15 protein-coding genes are annotated in these 18,432 nt (G+C 64.4%); 7 read left to right on the forward strand and 8 right to left on the reverse strand.

Annotation, left to right across the window (positions count from 1 at the left end):
- Positions 1-84 precede the first annotated feature (84 nt).
- Positions 85-2,034, forward strand: a complete 1,950-nt coding sequence (locus tag A9D15_RS10895; RefSeq protein ID WP_066764885.1) for a M61 family metallopeptidase — start codon at positions 85-87, stop codon at positions 2,032-2,034.
- A gap of 152 nt (positions 2,035-2,186) precedes the next feature.
- Positions 2,187-2,726 carry an inorganic diphosphatase gene (gene ppa / locus A9D15_RS10900; protein WP_066764888.1) on the forward strand — a complete coding sequence of 180 codons (540 nt, stop codon included), beginning with the start codon at positions 2,187-2,189 and terminating at the stop codon, positions 2,724-2,726.
- 25 nt (positions 2,727-2,751) lie between these two features.
- On the opposite strand, the gene A9D15_RS10905 is transcribed toward ppa, so the two are convergent.
- The 3 genes from A9D15_RS10905 to A9D15_RS10915 all read right to left on the reverse strand — a co-directional run bounded on the left by A9D15_RS10905 (position 2,752) and on the right by A9D15_RS10915 (position 5,988).
- A complete protein-coding gene (locus A9D15_RS10905; protein ID WP_229660288.1) occupies positions 2,752-4,140 on the reverse strand; it encodes a mechanosensitive ion channel family protein in 1,389 nt (462 codons plus the stop codon).
- Positions 4,133-5,476, reverse strand: a complete 1,344-nt coding sequence (locus tag A9D15_RS10910) for a TldD/PmbA family protein (protein WP_066764893.1) — start codon at positions 5,474-5,476, stop codon at positions 4,133-4,135. Before A9D15_RS10910 ends, A9D15_RS10905 begins: the two co-directional genes overlap by 8 nt.
- Positions 5,477-5,610: 134 nt before the next feature.
- Positions 5,611-5,988, reverse strand: a complete 378-nt coding sequence (locus tag A9D15_RS10915; protein ID WP_156521744.1) for a hypothetical protein — start codon at positions 5,986-5,988, stop codon at positions 5,611-5,613.
- Between the two features lie 202 nt (positions 5,989-6,190).
- Between A9D15_RS10915 and lptB the strand changes: the two genes are divergently transcribed.
- Positions 6,191-7,036, forward strand: a complete 846-nt coding sequence (gene lptB, locus A9D15_RS10920) for an LPS export ABC transporter ATP-binding protein (RefSeq protein WP_229660289.1) — start codon at positions 6,191-6,193, stop codon at positions 7,034-7,036.
- 21 nt (positions 7,037-7,057) lie between these two features.
- Positions 7,058-8,512: an RNA polymerase factor sigma-54 gene (gene rpoN, locus A9D15_RS10925; protein ID WP_066764895.1), complete on the forward strand. Its 1,455-nt coding sequence runs from the start codon at positions 7,058-7,060 to the stop codon at positions 8,510-8,512.
- Here rpoN and A9D15_RS10930 read toward each other — a convergent pair.
- Genes A9D15_RS10930 through A9D15_RS10945 form a run of 4 tightly spaced genes read right to left on the reverse strand, consistent with a single transcriptional unit; the run spans position 8,509 to position 14,779 of the window.
- The gene (locus A9D15_RS10930; protein ID WP_066764897.1) at positions 8,509-9,360 is read right to left on the reverse strand and encodes a phosphodiesterase; all 852 of its coding nucleotides are present in this window, start codon (positions 9,358-9,360) and stop codon (positions 8,509-8,511) included. The two genes, rpoN and A9D15_RS10930, sit on opposite strands and share 4 nt — an antisense overlap.
- Before the next feature lie 4 nt (positions 9,361-9,364).
- Positions 9,365-11,221 (reverse strand): cytochrome c3 family protein, encoded by a 1,857-nt coding sequence (locus A9D15_RS10935; RefSeq protein WP_066764900.1) that lies wholly within the window; start codon positions 11,219-11,221, stop codon positions 9,365-9,367.
- A 10-nt stretch (positions 11,222-11,231) separates the two neighbouring features.
- A complete protein-coding gene (locus A9D15_RS10940; protein WP_229660290.1) occupies positions 11,232-12,197 on the reverse strand; it encodes a cytochrome b family protein in 966 nt (321 codons plus the stop codon).
- A complete protein-coding gene (locus A9D15_RS10945) occupies positions 12,197-14,779 on the reverse strand; it encodes a cyclic nucleotide-binding domain-containing protein (RefSeq protein ID WP_268237072.1) in 2,583 nt (860 codons plus the stop codon). The genes A9D15_RS10940 and A9D15_RS10945 overlap by 1 nt, the downstream gene beginning before the upstream one ends.
- 206 nt (positions 14,780-14,985) lie before the next feature.
- On the opposite strand from A9D15_RS10945, the gene A9D15_RS10950 reads away from it, so the two are divergent.
- The gene (locus A9D15_RS10950; RefSeq protein ID WP_066764905.1) at positions 14,986-15,939 is read left to right on the forward strand and encodes a tetratricopeptide repeat protein; all 954 of its coding nucleotides are present in this window, start codon (positions 14,986-14,988) and stop codon (positions 15,937-15,939) included.
- A gap of 235 nt (positions 15,940-16,174) precedes the next feature.
- Complete coding sequence (ctrA, locus tag A9D15_RS10955; protein ID WP_066764913.1) at positions 16,175-16,870, forward strand: response regulator transcription factor CtrA; 696 nt, start codon at positions 16,175-16,177, stop codon at positions 16,868-16,870.
- A 97-nt stretch (positions 16,871-16,967) separates the two neighbouring features.
- Here ctrA and A9D15_RS10960 read toward each other — a convergent pair whose 3' ends face one another.
- Positions 16,968-17,606, reverse strand: coding sequence for a YoaK family protein (locus A9D15_RS10960; RefSeq protein ID WP_066764917.1), 639 nt, complete (start codon positions 17,604-17,606; stop codon positions 16,968-16,970).
- Between the two features lie 100 nt (positions 17,607-17,706).
- Here A9D15_RS10960 and trmB point away from each other — a divergent pair, with 100 nt between their 5' ends.
- Positions 17,707-18,405, forward strand: a complete 699-nt coding sequence (gene trmB / locus A9D15_RS10965) for a tRNA (guanine(46)-N(7))-methyltransferase TrmB (protein WP_066764918.1) — start codon at positions 17,707-17,709, stop codon at positions 18,403-18,405.
- The last annotated feature ends 27 nt before the right edge of the window (positions 18,406-18,432 follow it).

An 18,432-nucleotide genomic window follows, 5' to 3' on the forward strand; every position in this document is an offset into this window, starting at 1 on the left:
TTAGCGATGTTCGTGCGGGCTGAAAAGCGTAGCTATCGGGCCATGCAGTTGCATCGCGCGGAACCCCTCGCCATGTAGTAGGCGATGAAACCTTTTTCGATGATCGCGCTGCTCGCCGCCAGCGCACTTGCCTCCCCCGCAGTCGCCCAGACCCAGACTCAATCCGGGGCTGAAGCCGTCCGCAGCCTTCCCGCAGCGGGCCTGACGCTTTCGCAGGCCGTGCCCAACCCGGTCGACACGCCGTTTCCGGGCGGGACGATCAAGATCGATGTCGATGCGACCGACCTTGCACGCGGCCTGTTCCGTACGACCGAGACGATCCCCGTCGCCGCCGGCACCGACAAGCTGACGTTGCTTTACCCGCAATGGCTGCCGGGTAGGCACGCGGGGCTTGCGAAGATCCGCAATCTTACCGGTATCCGCTTCACCGTCGACGGCAAGGACGTCGCGTGGGAGCGTGATCCGGTCGAAGTCTATGCCTTCCATCTCGATCTTCCCGCAGGGGCGAGCGAGGTCGTGGCGCATCTCGTCTATACCTCGGCGCTACGGTCGTCGGAGGGGCGCGTCGTGATGACGCCCGAGATGATGAACCTGAAGTTCGAAGAAATGACGCTCTACCCCGCGGGCCACTACGTCCGGCGCATCGCGGTGAAGCCGACCGTGACTTTCCCCGCAGGCTGGGACGTTGCCACCGCGCTCGACGGCATGGCGCGCAGCGGCGACACCGTGACGTGGGCGCAGACCGATTACCAGACGCTGGTGGACAGCCCGATCTTTGCGGGTGAACACCACCGCGAATGGGATCTGGGCCACGACGCGCAGCTTCAGGTCTTTGCGCACAGCCCCGAGTATCTCGACGCGACCGACGAACAGATCGGCAGCGTGCGCGCCCTGATGGACGAGGCCGTGATCCTGTTCGGCAATCAGCAGTGGGATCACTACGACTTCCTGCTGGGTCTGACCGACACATTGGGCGGAATCGGGCTGGAACATCACCGCTCGTCCGAGAACACCCTGCCACCCGACACGTTCGAGGACTGGGAAAAGAACGAATACCGCGTCGACCTGCTGCCGCATGAACTGACGCACAGCTGGAACGGGAAGTTCCGCCGTCCGGTCGGTTCGTGGACGCCCGATTATCGTCAGCCGATGCAGAATGAGCTGCTCTGGGTCTATGAAGGCCAGACGCAGTACTGGGACCTGCCGCTGTCCGCGCGTTCGGGGATGCAGAGCAAGGAAATGGTCCTTGGAGAGATTGCCCGTTCGGCTGCCGAGTATGCGAGCGAGCCGGGACGTAGCTGGCGTTCACTGGTCGATACGACCAACGACCCGCAAGTCGGCCAGCGCGCGTCGAAGCCTTACTACAGCTACGCCCGCGGCGAGGAATACTACAACGAAGGCGCGCTCGTCTGGCTCGAAGCCGACATGCTGATCCGCAGCGAGACGAATGGCCGCAAGTCGCTCGACGATTTCGCCAAGCTGTTCTTCGGCGGCCACCCCGGCGATTGGGGCGAAATCACGTATGATTTCGACGACGTGGTCGAGACTCTGAACACCATCCACCCGCACGACTGGGCGACGTTCCTGCGCGAACGCGTATATGCAGCGGGCGCACCGGCTCCGATCAAGGGCATCGAGCTTGGCGGTTACAAGCTGGTCTTCAAGGAAGAGCCGAATCCGTTCGACAAAAGCCTGATGGCCAAGGGCGCCCTTCGCCTGGAACACTCGCTGGGCATGGTGCTGAGCGAAACGGGCGCGGTAACTTCGGTGATCTGGGACGGCGTCGCCTTCAAGGCGGGCATCGTCAGCGGGGCCGAGATCGTGGCCGTGAACGGCGAGGAATATTCGGCCGACAAGCTGAAGAAAGCGATCACCGCGGCAAAGGCAGGCGGCTCGATCGACCTCCTCGTCAAGCGTGGCGGCCGCTATACGACCGTGCCGGTTGCCTATGACGGGGGCCTGCGCTGGCCGTGGATCGAAAAGGCGGTGAAGGGCAAGGCGCACATCGACCGCTGGCTCGAACCGCGGCGCTGACCGGGTGCGCCTTCGCAGGCGCGATACATCTGGCGCATCAGACCAAAGGAAGCCTTGGCGAAGGGGCGTCGGCGCGCTAGAGGCTCCGGCGTTCCATCTGCTTGCTGCACTGCGGCAAGCTTCACCGATACCGTGATACGACAGGAAATCCGATGCGCATCGACATGATCCCGACCGGCGACAATCCGCCCGAAAGCCTCAACGTCATCATCGAGGTCCCGACCGGCGGCGAGCCCGTGAAGTACGAGTTCGACAAGGCCTCTGGCGCTCTTTTCGTCGACCGCATCCTCCACACGCCGATGCGCTATCCGGCAAACTACGGATTCGTCCCGCATACGCTTTCGCCCGACGGCGACCCGCTCGACGCGCTGGTCGTGGCGCGCAGCCCCTTCGTCCCCGGTTCGGTCGTGCGTGCGCGCCCGATCGCGGTCCTCAACCTCGAGGACGAACATGGCGGCGATGAAAAGCTGGTCTGCGTGCCGGTGGATTCGACGTTCCCGTACTATTCCAATGTCGCGGAAAAGGCCGACCTGCCCGAAATCGTGATGCAGCAGATCGAGCACTTCTTCACCCACTACAAGGATCTCGAAGCCGAGAAGTGGGTCCGCATCGGCAACTGGGGCGGCGCAGAAGAAGCCCGCCAGATCGTGCTCGAAGCGATCGAACGTGCCAAGGAAGCCGAAAAGGCCTGATCCTAAGTCAAGGACCGGGAGCCGCTCACTCGACGGGGCGGCTCTCGTCCAGCAGGTCCTTTTCGCGAGTGACCTGCCTTTCCCGCGCGACCAGGTCCGCAACGTGGGTCTCGGGCGCGGTATCCACCTTCTCTTCGACGACTGCGGCGCGCGAAACCTTGGCGGGCTTCGCACCCTCTTCGCTTGTAGCGGGCAGTGGCATCGGGGCCGAACGCGGATCGATGCGCAGGCGGTAGATCGGTTCGGGAAGGCCGAAGCCTGCACCTTCCAGCGCGCCCTTCGCAGCCTGTATCGCCAGCGAGCGTGCCTTGTAGAAATCGGTGTCGGTCTGGTCGATCCAGCCGAGGAAGCGCACAACGACGTTCGAATCGCCCACTTCCATCACCCGCGCATTCGGGGCAGGTTCGTCGATCACGAAATCGAGCGCCGCGATTGCCGCCGTGCCCGTCGCCATCGCCTCGACCGGATCGTCGTCGGCATCGACGCCAAGGTCGAATTCGAAGCGGCGCTGCGGGTTGGTGGTGTAGTTCAGGATCACCGCCTTGAAGACGGTGGAGTTCGGGATGCGCAAGTGATTGCCGTCCAGCGTCATCAGCACGGTGGCGCGGCTGGTCAGGCGGATGACGCGCCCTTCGTTGCCTTCGATCACCACGTGATCGTTCGCCCGGAACGGCTGACGCAGCGAGAGCATGATCGACGAGATGTAGTTGTCGATCGTGTCGCGCACGGCAAAGCCGATGGCGATGCCTATCACGCCGCCGATACCCAGCAACGCCCCCAGCAACGCGGTGGCGCCAAGGATCTTCAGTGCGATGTAGAGGCCTAGCAACACCCCGAAGAACCTGATCGCGCTGCCCAGCAGTTCGGCGATGAAGGGATTGGGTGTGAGGCGCAGCCAGAGCGATTCCCGGTCGGCCAGCCAGCGTAGCGCGACCATGACGAACGCTGCGAGCAGCACCGCCACCCCGAACAGCGGCAGCATCCGCCACAGGTTGCGGGCCTGATCCCCGATGGCAGAAACGGTGGGGGCAAGGTTGCGGTCGACGGCAAGGTCGCGCTCGATCTCGTTGTTTACGGTGACCACGCCCGCGACGCGGCCCGCGATCGTTTCGGCCTGTTCGGCCTTGGTCGCGCTGGCGACGTTGCCCGACAGGGTGACGACGCCTTCCTGCACTTCGACTTCGACTGCATCGAGCGCGTCGATGGCCGCGAAGATGGCTTTGATGCGCTCGGCAATGCGGGCGTCGGCATCGTCGGCCCGCTCGGTCTCGATCGCGGCGGGTTCGGGGGCGCTCGTCCCTTCCGTCGCAGGTTCGCCGGTCAGTTCGGCAATAGCCCCATGGGCCGCGACCGGGGAGACAAGCGCGAAGAGAAGCGCGCAGAGCAGGTGTTGCAGGGTCTTCAGTTCAGGCACCGGCAACCATCATCCCGTCGACGCGTAGCGTCGGCACGTTGACTGCGTAGAAGTTTTCCAGATCATTCGCCGCGCGAAGCGAGCGGAACATTTCCAGCAGGTTGCCAGCGATCGTAATGCCCGAAACTGGACCCATGATCTCGCCCCCGCGAATGCGGAAGCCCGATGCGCCGCGGCTGTAATCGCCGGTAACGCCGTTGACGCCCTGTCCGATCAATTCGGTTACCAGAACGCCTTCCTCGATGTCGGCGATCAGTTCCTCGACGCTCTGCTGCCCTGGGGACAGCACGACATTCGAACACGAGGCGCTAGGCGATCCGCCGCCGTGACGCACGGCATGTCCGGTCGGCCGACGTCCCAGCTTGTTTGCCGAGGCCGTGTCGAGCAGCCAGCCCGACAGCACGCCGTTTGCGATGATGGTCGAGGGGCGGGCGGGCAGGCCTTCGCCGTCGAAGGGGTGCGAGCTGAGCCCGCGCGGGCGAAGCGGATCGTCGACGATCGTCACGGCGCTGTCGAAGACTTGCTTGCCTTCGTGCTCCATCAGGAAACTTGCGCCGCGCGCGATCGATGGACCGGAAATCGCCCCGACGAGGTGGCCGACTAGGCTACGCCCGACCATCGGGTCGAACACCACCGGCATGGCGCCGCTGCGCATCGTTTCGGGGCCGAGGCGGGCGACCGCGCGGTCTGCGGCCTTGCGGCCGATCTCGGCAGCGTCGGGAAGTTCGCCGCGATGACGGGCGACGCGCCATTCCGACCCCCGCTCCATCCCGCTGCCCTGTCCGGCAACGACCGCTGCGGAGATCGAGTGGCGCGACTGGCAGTAGCTGCCGGCAAAGCCGTGGCTGGTGGCGATCGCGATGGTGTTGCCGCCGCTTCCGGCAGAGGCACCTTCACTATTGGTGATGCCCTGGACCTCACGGGCGCATTCCTCGGCCTCTCGCGCGGATTCGCGCAGGATGTCGGCATCGGGATTGGGTGAGACGAGGTCGAGATCGGGGATCGGCCCCTTCATCAGCATGTCTTCAGGTGCGAGGCCCGAAAATTCGTCCTGCGGCGCGGCGCGGGCCATGGCGATGGCGCGGCTGGCCAGTTCGTCCAGGCTTGCCGCGTCCAGTGCGCTCGATCCGATCGTTGCGCTGCGCTTGCCGACGAAGACACGCAGGCCGAAATGCTCGGTCTCCGACCGGTCGACGGCTTCGAGTTCGCCGAGGCGGACTTCCACGCTTTCCGAATGATTTCCGACATATACCGCATCGGCAGCGTCTGCGCCCAGTTCCTTTGCGCGGTTGATCAGGTCGGCGCAGCGGCCGAGCGCGCCCTCTTCGTTCAGCATGGGCTCTCGATCGTATGGAGGGGGCTCGTATTCAAGGCTTCAGTCGCTCGCTTGTCCTGCAGCATATCGGCAAGGGATAGGCGCAGGATCGCAGCGCGGCAAGCCGCGCGACCGGTCTGCCTCTTTTGTGCGCCTCAGAACGCAGCAATCAGGCGTGCGATACCGGCAAGGACAAAAGGCGTGCCGATGGCAAAAGCCCATATGATGATGCGGTCACGCTTGAACCGCGAAGCCTGTGCCGGGTCGAACGCTTCGGCATCGGTCAGCTCGCTCCAGTGCTTTTCCAGCATGCGGGCGGCGGGGATGATCATGGCGACAAGAACGATGAGCGCGAGATAGGGCAGCGTCGTGCTGGTCATCTCTTTCAGCTGCTTCATCGTCACGAAGATCTGCAGTGCGGTATAGACCAGCAACGCATAGGCGAGATGGTCGCTGATGCGGCGGCGCCAGTCCTTCACGACGACCTGTTCATGATCCCGGATCGCGGAATCCTTCCGGCTATTCACCATCATTGCCCCAGTCCCTTCGTCTGCCCGTAGACCATGGGAGTATTCATCTGCGGCAGATGCGCGTCAAGCGTGGGTATTGCTGGCCACCGATGCCCGGTGGCGGGCCGCCGCATATCCGAAACGGCCCGCCATGCAGGAATCTTGCCAATTGGCGGTCGAGGGGCTTCAAAGGCGCGGCGCAGATGCTATGTGATGGTGCAAGAGAATGACGCGGGTCTTCCTTTCGCTTCGCACGACGGGATGCCTGCCGACGAGGAGCAGTACCATCGACAGCCATACCCTCGATCCGTCCGTGGACCCGGCCGCAACGGCCTCGCCCCCGGTGCCTCAGGGCGGGCTGGAAGTCGTCTCTATCGCCAAAAGCTACGACAAGCGCGCGGTCCTGACCGATATTTCGCTCTCGGTCGCCAAGGGCGAAGTGCTCGGTCTGCTCGGCCCGAACGGTGCGGGCAAGACGACGTGTTTCTATTCTATCATGGGGCTCGTCCGCCCCGATTCGGGCCGCATCCTGATGGATGGCGAGGACGTGACGAAGCTGCCGATGTATCGCCGTGCGATCCTTGGCCTCGGTTATCTGCCGCAGGAAACCTCGATCTTCCGCGGCATGACGGTCGAACAGAACATCAACAGCGTCTTGGAAATGGTGGAGCCTGACGCCGACGTTCGCGCATCCGAACTGGAACGCCTGCTCGACGAATTCGGCCTGACGCGCCTGCGCGAAAGCCCTGCGATGGCGCTGTCGGGCGGTGAACGTCGGCGCTGCGAGATTGCCCGCGCGCTGGCGGCAAAACCTTCGATCATGCTGCTCGACGAACCGTTCGCCGGTATCGACCCGCTTTCGATCGGCGACATCCGCGATCTCGTGATCGAGCTGAAGACGCGCGGTATCGGTGTGCTGATCACCGATCACAACGTGCGCGAGACGCTGGAGATCGTGGACCGGGCCTGCATCATTTATGGCGGACAGGTCCTGTTTGCCGGTTCTCCGCAAGATCTCGTCGCGAACGAAGACGTGCGCCGCCTCTACCTGGGCGAAGCCTTCACGCTTTGATCGCGCGGTAGCTGCTGACCGATGGCATTGGGCCCCCGCCTCGACCTACGGCAGACGCAATCGCTGGTGATGACGCCGCAGCTGCAGCAAGCGATCCGCTTGCTTGCGCTGTCCAACCTCGAGCTTGAATCGTTCATTGCCGACGCGGTGGCCGACAATCCTCTGGTCGACCTGGCGAACGGCGAAGGTGAACGCGCCGCCCCTGCCGAAAGCGGCGAGTTGGCTGAAGCCGTGCCCACTGAGGGGCAGGGCGACGGGGAGTCCGCGCTCGACATAGCGGGCGAGATGCTGGACCGCGATTTCGACACCGGCTCCTCGCGCAGCAGCGGTTCGGGCGGAGCGGGCGAGGACATGCCCGACATCGGCGAGCGTGCTTCGGGCGATGAAACGCTGGCCGAATATCTCCACGCACAACTGGGCGCGGCGGGCGGGACCGAGGCGGAGCAGTTCATCGCGCGCCAAATCATCGACCAGCTGGACGAGGCGGGGTACCTGACGCTCGACCTTGGAGAGATCGCCGAATTGCTCGGCGTATCGATGCAGCTTGCGGAGGCGGGGCTGGCTCTGGTCCAGTCGCTCGACCCGACCGGCGTGGGTGCGCGCTCGCTGTCCGAATGCCTTGCACTGCAGGCGAAGGAGGCGGACCGCTACGACCCGTGCATGCAGGCGCTGATCGCGAACCTCGACCTGCTGGCGCGGGGCAATTTCGCGCAGTTGAAGCGCATGTGCCGTGTCGACGACGAGGACCTGACCGACATGATCGCGGAACTGCGCAGTTACGATCCCAAGCCCGGCTGCCGGATCGGCGGCGATGCCGCCCCGCCGGTCGTGCCAGATGTCTTCGTGAAGCCCGACCGCACAGGCGGCTGGGCAATCGCGCTCAACCGCGACACGCTTCCCCGACTGGTGATCGACCGGCAGTACTATGCCACGCTGAAGGCCGGATGCGGCAAGGACAAGTCGTCGGGCGGCTGGCTGGGCGAGAAGCTTGCCGATGCCAACTGGCTGGTTAAAGCGCTGGACCAGCGGCAGAAAACGATCCTGAAAGTGGCGAAGGAAATCGTGCGGCGGCAGGAAGGCTTCTTCCGGCGCGGCGTCTCCGCGCTCGTCCCGCTGACGCTGCGCGATGTCGCCGAGGCGGTCGAGATGCACGAATCGACGATCAGTCGGGTGACTTCGAACAAGTTCCTCAACTGCGGGCTCGGCACGTTCGAGCTGAAATACTTCTTCTCCTCCGGCGTCGCGTCGGATGGCGACGAAGGCGCGGCATCGGCAGAGGCGGTGAAGGCTGCGATCAAGGCGCTGATTGACGACGAAAAGCCCGACGCGATCCTGTCGGACGATACGCTGGTCGATCTGCTCAAGGCCAAGGGATATACGCTGGCCCGACGGACCGTGGCTAAATACCGCGAGGCGGTCGGGCTTGGCAGTTCGGTCCAGCGCCGCCGCCAGAAAAAGCTTCAGGGCGTGCGTTAGGCGCCGGGGCGTTCCTCGAACATGTGCGCGATCATCGACTGAAGGTTCTGGTCGTAACGGGCCAGCACGGTACGGTCTTCGGCCGTGTCCCAGTGCGTCACCAGTTCGCGCCCGTTCCAGAAATGCAGCGCATAGGCCGGCGGGTCGGCGACGATCAGCGGGCGCTGATCCGGCACTTCGGTATCGATCTCGGCGAATTCCAGTGCGACTTGCGGCGCGGTGGACGGCGTCGTCACCACTTCCAGCCCCTGCCATGTGCTGGCCGAGGCGCGGTGGATATGGCCGCAGACCATAGTGTGCACGTTGTCGCGGTCTTTCAGGCACGCGCCAAGCCGCTTCACCCACGGCTCTTCCGGCACCGTGTTCATCCACGGGATGCCGCATTCGAATGGCGGGTGATGCTGGACGATGATCGTCGGAGTATCCGCGTCCTCGTCCAGCCGCTCTGTCAGCCATCGCGCGCGCGTGTCGCAAAAACCGCCGCCGTGGCGGCCGACTTCCAGCGTGTCGAGCACCAGCAGCCGCATCGGGTCGGTACGCAACTCATATTGCAGGAAGCCGTCGGCCCATTCGTGTTCGGGGAACACTTCGGCAAAGTTCGCGCGGTCGTCGTGATTGCCCAGTGCCATGTGCCAGGGGGCGGGGAAATCCTCCAGCGCCTCGCGCAGGCGGCGATAAGAATCGATGTCGCCCCGATCGATCAGGTCGCCCGTCAAAAGAAGCATCGCGGGCAGGGGATTGAGCGCCGCCAGATGTGCCAGCGTGCGGTCCAGCCGCTGGCGGTTGAACTCGCCGGGCGAGTCCGGCTCGAAGCCGAGATGGATGTCGGTGATCTGGGCAATCAGCATCGCATCACCTCATCGACACCTGCTTGCGACGGTTGGCATCGGCTTTGGCGATTGTCTTCGGTGCCTTCGACATCCAGGGCGGGCCGTCGTCGGCGTGATAGTCGTGGCACATCGCGCAATCGCTCTCGACCGGGTGCTTCACTTCGGTCAGCGAAGCGCCGGTGCCGCCGACATGGCAGGTCCGGCAACCGCCTTCGCCGCCAAGTCCGGGGATGAGCACGCGGCTGGCATCGTTGCTGCGCGTCGCGTCGACGTGGCATTCGGTGCACGCGTACTTCGTGTGTGCGTCGTGGGTGAACCAGCCCATCGCGAGATAGCGGTTGTTCTGGACGGCGGGGACGATGTCGAAGCCGTTGGTGACCGCCGGACCGTCGCGCGTGATGACGTGGCAGTCATAGCAGGCCCCGCCTTTCGAGAAGACACGCGTGACCGCCCCGTCGGCGCGGGTCGGGTAGAACTGCACCGCGCGGGCGAAATCGCGGGCGGTGCGCTGCGATGCGCCGTCGCCGGGCGAGCGGCGCGCCATGCCCGACAGGCTGGCGGGACGCGGCGGATTGCCGGAACGATAGAAGGCTCGCAGGTCCGCGGCGACCAGTTCGGGCTCACCATGGCGCAGCGTGCGGGTTGTGCCGTCGATCATTTCCAGCCCCAGCGCGTGGCAGGACTGGCAGCTGTCTTCCATCTTTACCGGCTCGAACCGGACCTTCGTGGAATCGAGCGTATGGCAATCGGCGCACTGCATCGCGTCGCGGCCGTCGTATTCGCCCGGACGGCGGCGGACCATCTGGGCGACGCCGCCGGTCTTGCTCATGTGTTCGGCATGCGTGAACTTGAGGCCATTGTCCTCACGCGCGGTCTTGGTCAGCGTCATGCGCTGGAACACCGGCTTGTCACCCGGCTGGACGACGAGCGCGGGGTGGAACTCGGGATGGCCGGTTCCAAAGTCGCTCGCATCTGGCAGTTTCGTGTCCGGCAATCTCTTGCTCATCCCGTCATGGCAATCGGTACAGAACTTCTGGGGTGTGTCCTCCATAGCGCCAGCGCCGGTATGCTCGATGTGACATTCGACACACCTGCCTGCGGGACGGTTGAAACCTTCGGCCACGGCGCGCTGGAACTGGCCGAACGCGCCGGGTTCGCCGCGCGCCGCGACGAGGCGGGCGGTGGCGTCGTTGGCGGCGAGCCCCGAGATATGCGCGTGGGCGTCATCCTCGTGGCAGGTCGTGCAGGCATTGTCGCGCACCGCGACGAAGGCATCGACGTGACAGGCCTGGCAATCGTCCTTGAGTCCGGCGTGCGCGAGCGTCAGGTCGCCCGAGGACCAGATCTCGTCCCCGTGATAGCCCGATCCGCGCTCCTTCTCGCCCTTGTGCGTCATGTAGGCGCCGATAGGCCACGCAAGGCAGGCAATGAGCACGAGGATCGCAAAGCCCCATGCCGACATGCGCTTGCCGGGCATCAGGCCCTTCAGTGTATAGACGCTGCCGAGGTCCTTTTCTTCCGAAACGTCGGAGATCGCCTCGACCCGGCGGACGGTGAAGACCGGCACTCCGCCATCGCCACGTTCGACGTTTATGCGGTGGCCGCCGAAGGTCAGCTCCGCACCGCGCGAAAGGTCTATGGCGCGGCGGTTCACGCTGCGTCCGTTCATCCCGAACGGCTGGTCGGCGATGGATTCGACGAAAAGTTCGCCGTCCTTCATCACCGCGCGCGCATGGCGCGGGTCGACGGCAAGGTCGGGCAAGTGAATGTCGCACGACGCATCGCGCCCGATGGTGATTGTGTCGCCATCTACGGTCGTGGGGCGGACGATTTCCTCCCCACTGGCCTTGAGCGCGATCTGGCGGATAAGAAAGGTCATCTTGCCGCCCTCACCAGTAGAAGAACACGGAAACGATATGGGCGGACAGCGCGGCCAGCAGCGCGAAAGTCACCGGCACATGGACATAGAGCCAAAGCTGCAAGAGCGACTTCAGCCGCAAGTGACGGCGCAGGCGCGCGAGCATCGCTTCCTTGCGGGTCAGCAGGGCATCGACGCGGTCCAGCGGATCATCGGCCACTCGCGGGCGGAAGGCGCGCGCCTCGCGCAAGGTCGCCGCGGCGCGGCGGGTGGCGCAGTTCGGATAGCGCGCCGTCACGCGGTTCCAGATCGAACCGTCGAAGGGGTCCTGCTCTAGGCTCTTTTCGACGACCGCGGCGTCTTCTGCCGTCAGCGGCTGGGCGGCATCGTGGATCTGGCGGTCGAGGCTGCGCAGCTGTTCGATCATCTGTTTTTCGGTGACCGCGCCGTCTTCGTCATAGCGGTTTTCGGACAGCGCTTGCGGCAAGGTCCAGTAGAACCAGATGCCGAACATGCCCGATACGATGACTATCATCATCAGCGCCCAGGCAAGCGTGTGAACGTTCCAGCCAAGATCGAAGCCGGTGTGCAGCGTGGCGACGACGATCAGCGAGAGGCCGAGATAGACGTGCGCGCTGGTCCACGCCTTCAGGCTCCACGTCCCCGGCGTCATTGCACGCTTACGCACGCCCAGCAGCGTCAGCCACACGATCAGCCCCGCGCTGATGGTGCCAAGCGTATAGCCGAGCCACGTCCCGCCGAAATGCTGTGCGGGCAGGGGCGCGAAAATGTACGCAAGCAGCGAGACGAGGCAGAGCACCCCTGCAACCTTCCACCAGCGACCGTTCGCATAAGACAGGAAGCTGTCGTGGCTCGTCACTTTGTTGCGGCGGGTGCACCGGCGCAGGCCAAGCTTGCGCTTGCGCGTGTCGGTGCTCGTCGTGTCCTCGGCAGTTGCCGCGGTTTCGGTCGGTTCAAGTCCCGGAAGGCTCGCCATCACGCGCCCTCCGTTTCGGACTTGAGGCGTGCAACAGTCAGGAACTCGTCCGGCGCGACGCGGATCGCGGCTCCGGTCGGGCAGGCGCGGACGCAGGCCGGGCCGCCGTCGATGCCGGCGCACATGTCGCACTTGATCGCCTTCTTGCGGTCCAGCGCCTCGTCATGCGCAGGATCGCCGTTGTAGGGCATGTTCTTCTTCGACCACTTGTAGGGCGGCTCGCCCGGCCCCGGCCCCTTGCCGAAGAACAGCCACGACAGCAGCGAGGGTTTCTTCGGCGGCACCTTGTCCATGCGGATCACGCCATAAGGGCAATTGCGCTGGCAATTGCCGCAACCGATGCAGGTATCGTCGATGAAGACTTCGCCGTCCGGCCCGCGGTGGATCGCGTTGGGCGGACAGTCGGCCATGCAGTGCGGATGCTCGCAGTGGCGGCACGATGTCGGCACGTGGAGATGCGCGAAGCTCTTGCCCGCCTCCCGGTCCAGCCGCGACAGCCCTTCGTGCGCGTCGGCGCAGGCCTTTTCGCAGTTGTCGCAGCCAACACACAGCTTCTCGTCGATCAGCAGGACGTCGGTCGCTTCGCCAAGGCCTTGCGACACGAGGAACTTTGCCTGTTCGGAATAGAGATCGACGACGCCCGAAAAGCTGTCCTTCTTCGATTCGATCAATGCATTGGTGCGGCGGCGCACGTCCATCTCGCGCCGGGCCTTGTCCATCAACGCGGGCTTTGCGGCGAGGACGCGCTCGAACGCCTCACCGTCGATCTCGATGACCTCGCTCTTGATCGCGGCTCGGACCGTGGCGGTGCGCTGGCCGCCGTCGATCAGCGCCATTTCGCCGACATAACTACCGGCAGGAAGGTAGGAGAGAAAGACCGGTTTGCCGCCGACTTCCTTTTCCACAACCATCGATCCGACGCGGATGACGAAGATGTTTTTTCCGTCCTCGCCCTCGTTGATGATCGCCTGCCCCGCGAGCACGGTGCGGATCTTCGCGGTTTCGACCACTTCGGCAATGTCGGCGGGCGTCAGGCCCGATCCGAACATCTGGAGCAGCTGGCGCTCGGTACTGATACGCTCGATCTCGCGCTTGGCGGGCGGGACCTGGCTCATCAGTTTCAACGCGGCGTTGCGGCTGATCTCGACGCAGATCGTGGGCTCTGCCGCCACGATCGTCGCGCCGCGACGGCGTCCGGAAATCAGGCCGACTTCGCCGAAGATCGTTCCGGCAGGGATCGGCACGACTTTCGATGCATCGTTCGGGTCGATCTGCACGTGGACCTTGCCCTCGGCAATCGCGAAGAGCGAGGACCCCGGCGCGTTCTTCTCGAACACGACTTCGCCCGGCGCATAGCTTCGCACGTCGGAATCGAGCATGAACTCGCGCATCTGCAGCGGGCTCATGTCCTTGAGGATCGAGATGCTGGTGCGCAGGACTTCGAGCCATTCGTCGACCGAGCGGCCCTTGGGCAGACCTGCGAACTTTTCGGCCAGAAGCGGCTCGTCCGCCGGTTTCAGCTCGGTATTGCCGTTGATGAACTCGACGACGTCATAGCCCTGGTTCATGCAGTGCTTGATGAGCGGATAGCCGGCCAGCGCGCCGATCACGAAGATGCCGGGGGCGGTCGTTTCGAACACCGGCGACAGTTGGGGGAAGGCCAGCCGGTCGTCGCTGGTAAAGGCGATGCCGCAGTTTTCGACGAATGCGCGGGGCGGGGCTGAGCCGATACGCGCGATCACGCGGTCGCAGCGGATCTTCTCCTCGCCGTCGCGGGTCGACAGCGTCGCCCAGCCGGGTTCGAGTTCCTTGACCTCGGTCTCGTACCGGATGGTCAGCTTGCCGTCGGCATCGTCCTCGACCAGCGCCTTGGCGTTGGGTTCTTTCGCGTTGGCAAAGCTTTCACGAACGTTCGTGGACTTCGGTTTGCGGTTGAGGATCGAGACGACGTTGCCCTGCGCCGAATCCTCGGCAAGTCCGCGCGCATTCTCGATACCGGCATCGCCCACGCCGACGACGATAACGTGTTCGTCCAGAACCTCGGTCGGATCGTCCAGCTGGTAGGTCACGTGCGGCAGATCGCCGCCCGGACAGCGCATCAGGTTGGGGTTGCCCTGCGTGCCGATGGCAAGGATCACCGTATCGGCGATCAGCTTCTCGCCACTGGTCAGTTCAAGCTCGTAAGGGCCTTCGTGGCGCTGCAGTTCCTTGACGTCTTTCGTGCCGTCGCGGTTGCGCTTCACGATCTGCTGCACACTGTCGGGGATGGCGGGACCGGTTCCGCGGATCGCCTTCACCTCGGCGTTGTACTTGACGTTGATGCCCAGTTCGGACGTGCGCGCGTTCCACTTGGCGAGGATGTCCTCGCGCTTGCCCGCGTCGAATTCCTGGTCGGATCGCAGGATAAGCTGCGACGGCGTGGCCATCACGTGCTTGCCCTTCTGGTACTTGTAGATCGTGTCCGACAGGTGGTCGGTCTTTTCCAGCAGGACGTGGCTCAGCCCAAGCGCGGCGGCGCGGCTGGCCGCGCTCATCCCCGCCGGGCCAGACCCGATTATCGCTACCCGGAACGTGTCGGTCACCGTTCCCATTCCCCCTGTACAAGGGTGGTGTCGGCGGCCCCTCAGCCGGATCCCACCCCCTGACGATCCGAAAACGAGCCTATAGAGGGTTTCTGAACGAATAAAGCGCGCGGGTAAAAAAATGCACGGTGCGGGGTTCCCGATCGGGGTCTTGCGGGTAAACGAACGACTTCAAGGACTATTGCGGGGATTGCGTGGTGACGGGAATGGATGGCGTGGCATCGAGCAAGGGTAGAACGATCGCGCGCTGGGTGCTGGGCGGCGCGGCGCTGATCGCGGCGGGCGCTGTGGGCTATTCCATCGTGCGCAACGACACCATGCCGGTGCAGCAGGTGGCGGACGAAGCGGGGGAACAGGCATCCGTCGCCCAGATGATCGCAAAGCTGGAAGCCCGGCTGGCCCAAAGCCCCGACGATGCCGAAGGCTGGCGGATGCTCGGCTGGTCCTATTTCCAGACCGGCCGCTATGCCGAGGCGGCAACCGCCTTCAAGCGCGCGACCACGCTCGACCCCGACAATGCCGAAAACCATTCGATGTTGGGCGAAGCGCTGGTTCTGGCCAGCCGCGATGGCAAAGGCCTGCCCGCCGATGCCCGCTCCGCGTTCGATCGCGCGCTTGCGCTGGACCCGGCCGATCCGCGCGCCCGTTATTTCCGCGCCGTCGCGATCGATCTGGAGGGCAAGCACGAGGAAGCGATCGAAGCCTGGTTCGACCTGCTGGAGGACACCCCCGCCGACGCGCCCTATGCCGCCGATGTGCGGCAGGTCATCGCCGAAGTCGCGAAGGCCAACAACATCGACGTTGCCGAGCGCCTTGAAAATGCCAGCTTCGCCCCGCCCAGCGGCGGTCTGAAGACCGACGGCGCGGCAACCGCCACGGCGGGCATTCCGGGGCCGAGCGCATCGGACATCGAAGCGGCGAAGTCGATGTCGGCCAGCCAGCAGCAGGAAATGATCCGCGGAATGGTCGACCGGCTGGCGGCCAAGCTTGAGGAAGACCCGCTCAACCCCGATGGCTGGATCATGCTGATGCGCAGTCGCGTACAGATTGGCGACATAGCCGGTGCACGAGAGGCGCGGGACGAATCGCTTCGTCTTTTCCGCAACGACGGGACGACGACGCGCCGCCTGCGCGAGGCCGCGGGCGCGCTAGGCCTTTAGAAAGGTTTGCGAAACTTGGGCGGAAAGTTTGCGAGATTCGCTTTTCCACACCCCGAAAAGCACGAAAATCCGCCCTTAAAGTGTTGCAATTAAGACTCTATTTGCAATCGTTAACCTTTTTCAGAACTTATTAACCTTTCTAAACGACTCTGCTCATGGTTAATGATTCACGGCACGGACTTCGGGGGAATTGAGCGAAGCCGGTCGACGGAAACGGACTAAGGGGGCACTTTCAATGCGTATCCTGTTGATCGAAGACGAACCGACCACTGCCAAGGCGATCGAGCTTATGCTCACGACCGAAGGCTTCAACGTCTACCAGACCGATCTCGGCGAAGAGGGTCTCGATCTGGGCAAGCTCTACGACTACGACATCATCCTTCTCGACCTCAACCTGCCCGACATGCATGGTTACGACGTCCTGAAGAAGCTGCGCGTCGCCAAGGTGCAGACGCCGGTCCTGATCCTCTCGGGCATCTCGGAAATGGACTCGAAAGTCCGTTCCTTCGGCTTCGGCGCCGACGACTATGTCACCAAGCCGTTCCACAAGGACGAACTGGTCGCCCGCATCCACGCCGTGGTCCGTCGTTCGAAGGGCCACTCGCAGTCCGTCATCAAGACGGGCAAGCTCTCGGTCAATCTCGACACCAAGACGGTCGAAGTCGATGGCGCCCGCGTCCACCTGACCGGCAAGGAATACGCGATGCTGGAGCTGCTTTCGCTTCGCAAGGGCACGACGTTGACCAAGGAAATGTTCCTCAACCATCTCTATAACGGGATGGACGAGCCGGAACTGAAGATCATCGACGTCTTCATCTGCAAGCTGCGCAAGAAGCTGGCGACGGCATGCGGCGGCGACAACTACATCGAGACCGTCTGGGGCCGCGGCTACGTGCTGCGCGATCCGGGCGCGGAGGCCCAGGCGGCCTGATCCAGCCGGATTACAAGTCCACCCCCTGTTCGTGGTGGACATTCCCCCAAAAAGGGCAGGCGCCCCACCGCCTGCCCTTTTTTCGTCTCCGCAATCTTCAGTCGCGCGATCCGAAAAGCGCGATGGCGCCGATGAGCCATGTCGCTGCGACGGCTGGCCAAAGGGCGTAAAGATCCAGCGCTCCGAAGGCCAGCCCGCCCAGTGTCCCGCCGCCTGCCAGCGCCAGCCAGAGCAGGAGGAGCGCAAGCCAGTCAGCTCGCGGCGCACCGGCGATGGCGTCGGCCAGCCGCGTGCCCAGCTTGATGAGCGTGCCGGTGATGTAGGTAAGGCCGAAGCGGACCTCGCCCTCGCTCTCCAGCACGAGATTGATGCCGCCCATGGCGAAGGCGAGGAGCGCGATCGGCACAAGCCCTTCGACAGACTCCGCTGCCAGCGCCGCCACCGTCAGCATGGCCGCGCAAAAGACGAGGGTGAGGCCGATCCGGCGGCTGCCGGGCACTCTGCGGCGAAGCAGGGAGGTCACTGTGACACCCGCGACGAAGCTGGCGATCAGGCTGGCGGCGACCAGTGCGGCAGCGCCGTCGCCCGCGATGCCGACGCCGAGGCGCGTCGTATTCCCGCTCATGAAAGAGACGAAGAACTGGCCCGATCCGAGGAAGCCGACCGCATCCACATAGCCCGCGACCGCCGCAATCGCGAAAGCGAGCAATCTGGCCGGGCGGGAGTGCATGAGCATGGAAACCGGGCTAGCGCCGGGACGCGGGAGCGGCAAGTGGCCCTCTTGACCCGGGGGCATATCCCCGCCATCGGCGCCTCCTTGTTAGGAAGGTAGGGCCATGACGGCACACAAGGAAGGCGATCCGACAACGCTCAACCGGCTCTACGGCCGCGCCAAGGGCAAGCCCCTGCGCGCGGGCCAGCAGGAGCTGGTCGATACCCTTCTGCCGCAGATCGCAGTGCCCGATGAAGGGCCGGTCACGGCTGAGGCGCTGTTCGGATACGACCGCCCGATGCATTTCGAGATCGGCTTCGGCGGGGGCGAACACATGGCCTTCCGCGCCGACATGCTGCCCGATCACGGCTTCGTCGGAGCAGAGCCTTTCGTGAACGGCGTCGCGCAGGCGCTGGTCCACGTGAAGGAAGGCAAGCTTGCCAACGTCCGCATCCACCACGGCGATGCGCTGGAAGTGCTGTCGCGCGTGCCCGATGGTTCGCTGTCCTTCGCCTATCTGCTGCATCCCGATCCCTGGCCCAAGGCGCGCCACGCCAAGCGGCGCATGATGAACGACGGTCCGGTCGAGATTATCGCGGCGAAGCTGAAGCCGGGCGGCGAATTCCGGTTCGGCACCGATCACCCGGTCTATGTCCGCCATGCCCTGATGGTCATGCAGCGCCATACCGACAAGTTCGACTGGCTCTGCGAAAAGCCCGACGATTTCCTGATCCGCCCCGGCGGCTGGCCGGAAACGCGCTACGAGGCCAAGGCCCGCCGGCTGGGTCACGAGGTCTGGTACTTCCGCTACCGCCGCAAGTAAGCGGCCAGGCCGCGCGAAAGCTGGACT

This window comes from Croceicoccus pelagius (assembly GCF_001661915.1).
Taxonomy (GTDB): Bacteria; Pseudomonadota; Alphaproteobacteria; order Sphingomonadales; family Sphingomonadaceae; genus Croceicoccus; species Croceicoccus pelagius.

Coding starts and splice junctions, on each gene's coding strand:
- A9D15_RS10910 (WP_066764893.1), bottom strand. CDS start 5,476: ATGCTGAACGAAGAGGGCGCGCTCGGCCGCTGCGCCGACCTGATCAAC.
- lptB (WP_229660289.1), top strand. CDS start 6,191: ATGACGCGGGTCTTCCTTTCGCTTCGCACGACGGGATGCCTGCCGACG.
- trmB (WP_066764918.1), top strand. CDS start 17,707: ATGACGGCACACAAGGAAGGCGATCCGACAACGCTCAACCGGCTCTAC.
- A9D15_RS10935 (WP_066764900.1), bottom strand. CDS start 11,221: ATGACCTTTCTTATCCGCCAGATCGCGCTCAAGGCCAGTGGGGAGGAA.
- ppa (WP_066764888.1), top strand. CDS start 2,187: ATGCGCATCGACATGATCCCGACCGGCGACAATCCGCCCGAAAGCCTC.
- A9D15_RS10960 (WP_066764917.1), bottom strand. CDS start 17,606: ATGCTCATGCACTCCCGCCCGGCCAGATTGCTCGCTTTCGCGATTGCG.
- ctrA (WP_066764913.1), top strand. CDS start 16,175: ATGCGTATCCTGTTGATCGAAGACGAACCGACCACTGCCAAGGCGATC.
- A9D15_RS10915 (WP_156521744.1), bottom strand. CDS start 5,988: ATGATGGTGAATAGCCGGAAGGATTCCGCGATCCGGGATCATGAACAG.
- A9D15_RS10950 (WP_066764905.1), top strand. CDS start 14,986: ATGGATGGCGTGGCATCGAGCAAGGGTAGAACGATCGCGCGCTGGGTG.
- A9D15_RS10940 (WP_229660290.1), bottom strand. CDS start 12,197: ATGGCGAGCCTTCCGGGACTTGAACCGACCGAAACCGCGGCAACTGCC.
- A9D15_RS10930 (WP_066764897.1), bottom strand. CDS start 9,360: ATGCTGATTGCCCAGATCACCGACATCCATCTCGGCTTCGAGCCGGAC.
- A9D15_RS10895 (WP_066764885.1), top strand. CDS start 85: ATGAAACCTTTTTCGATGATCGCGCTGCTCGCCGCCAGCGCACTTGCC.
- rpoN (WP_066764895.1), top strand. CDS start 7,058: ATGGCATTGGGCCCCCGCCTCGACCTACGGCAGACGCAATCGCTGGTG.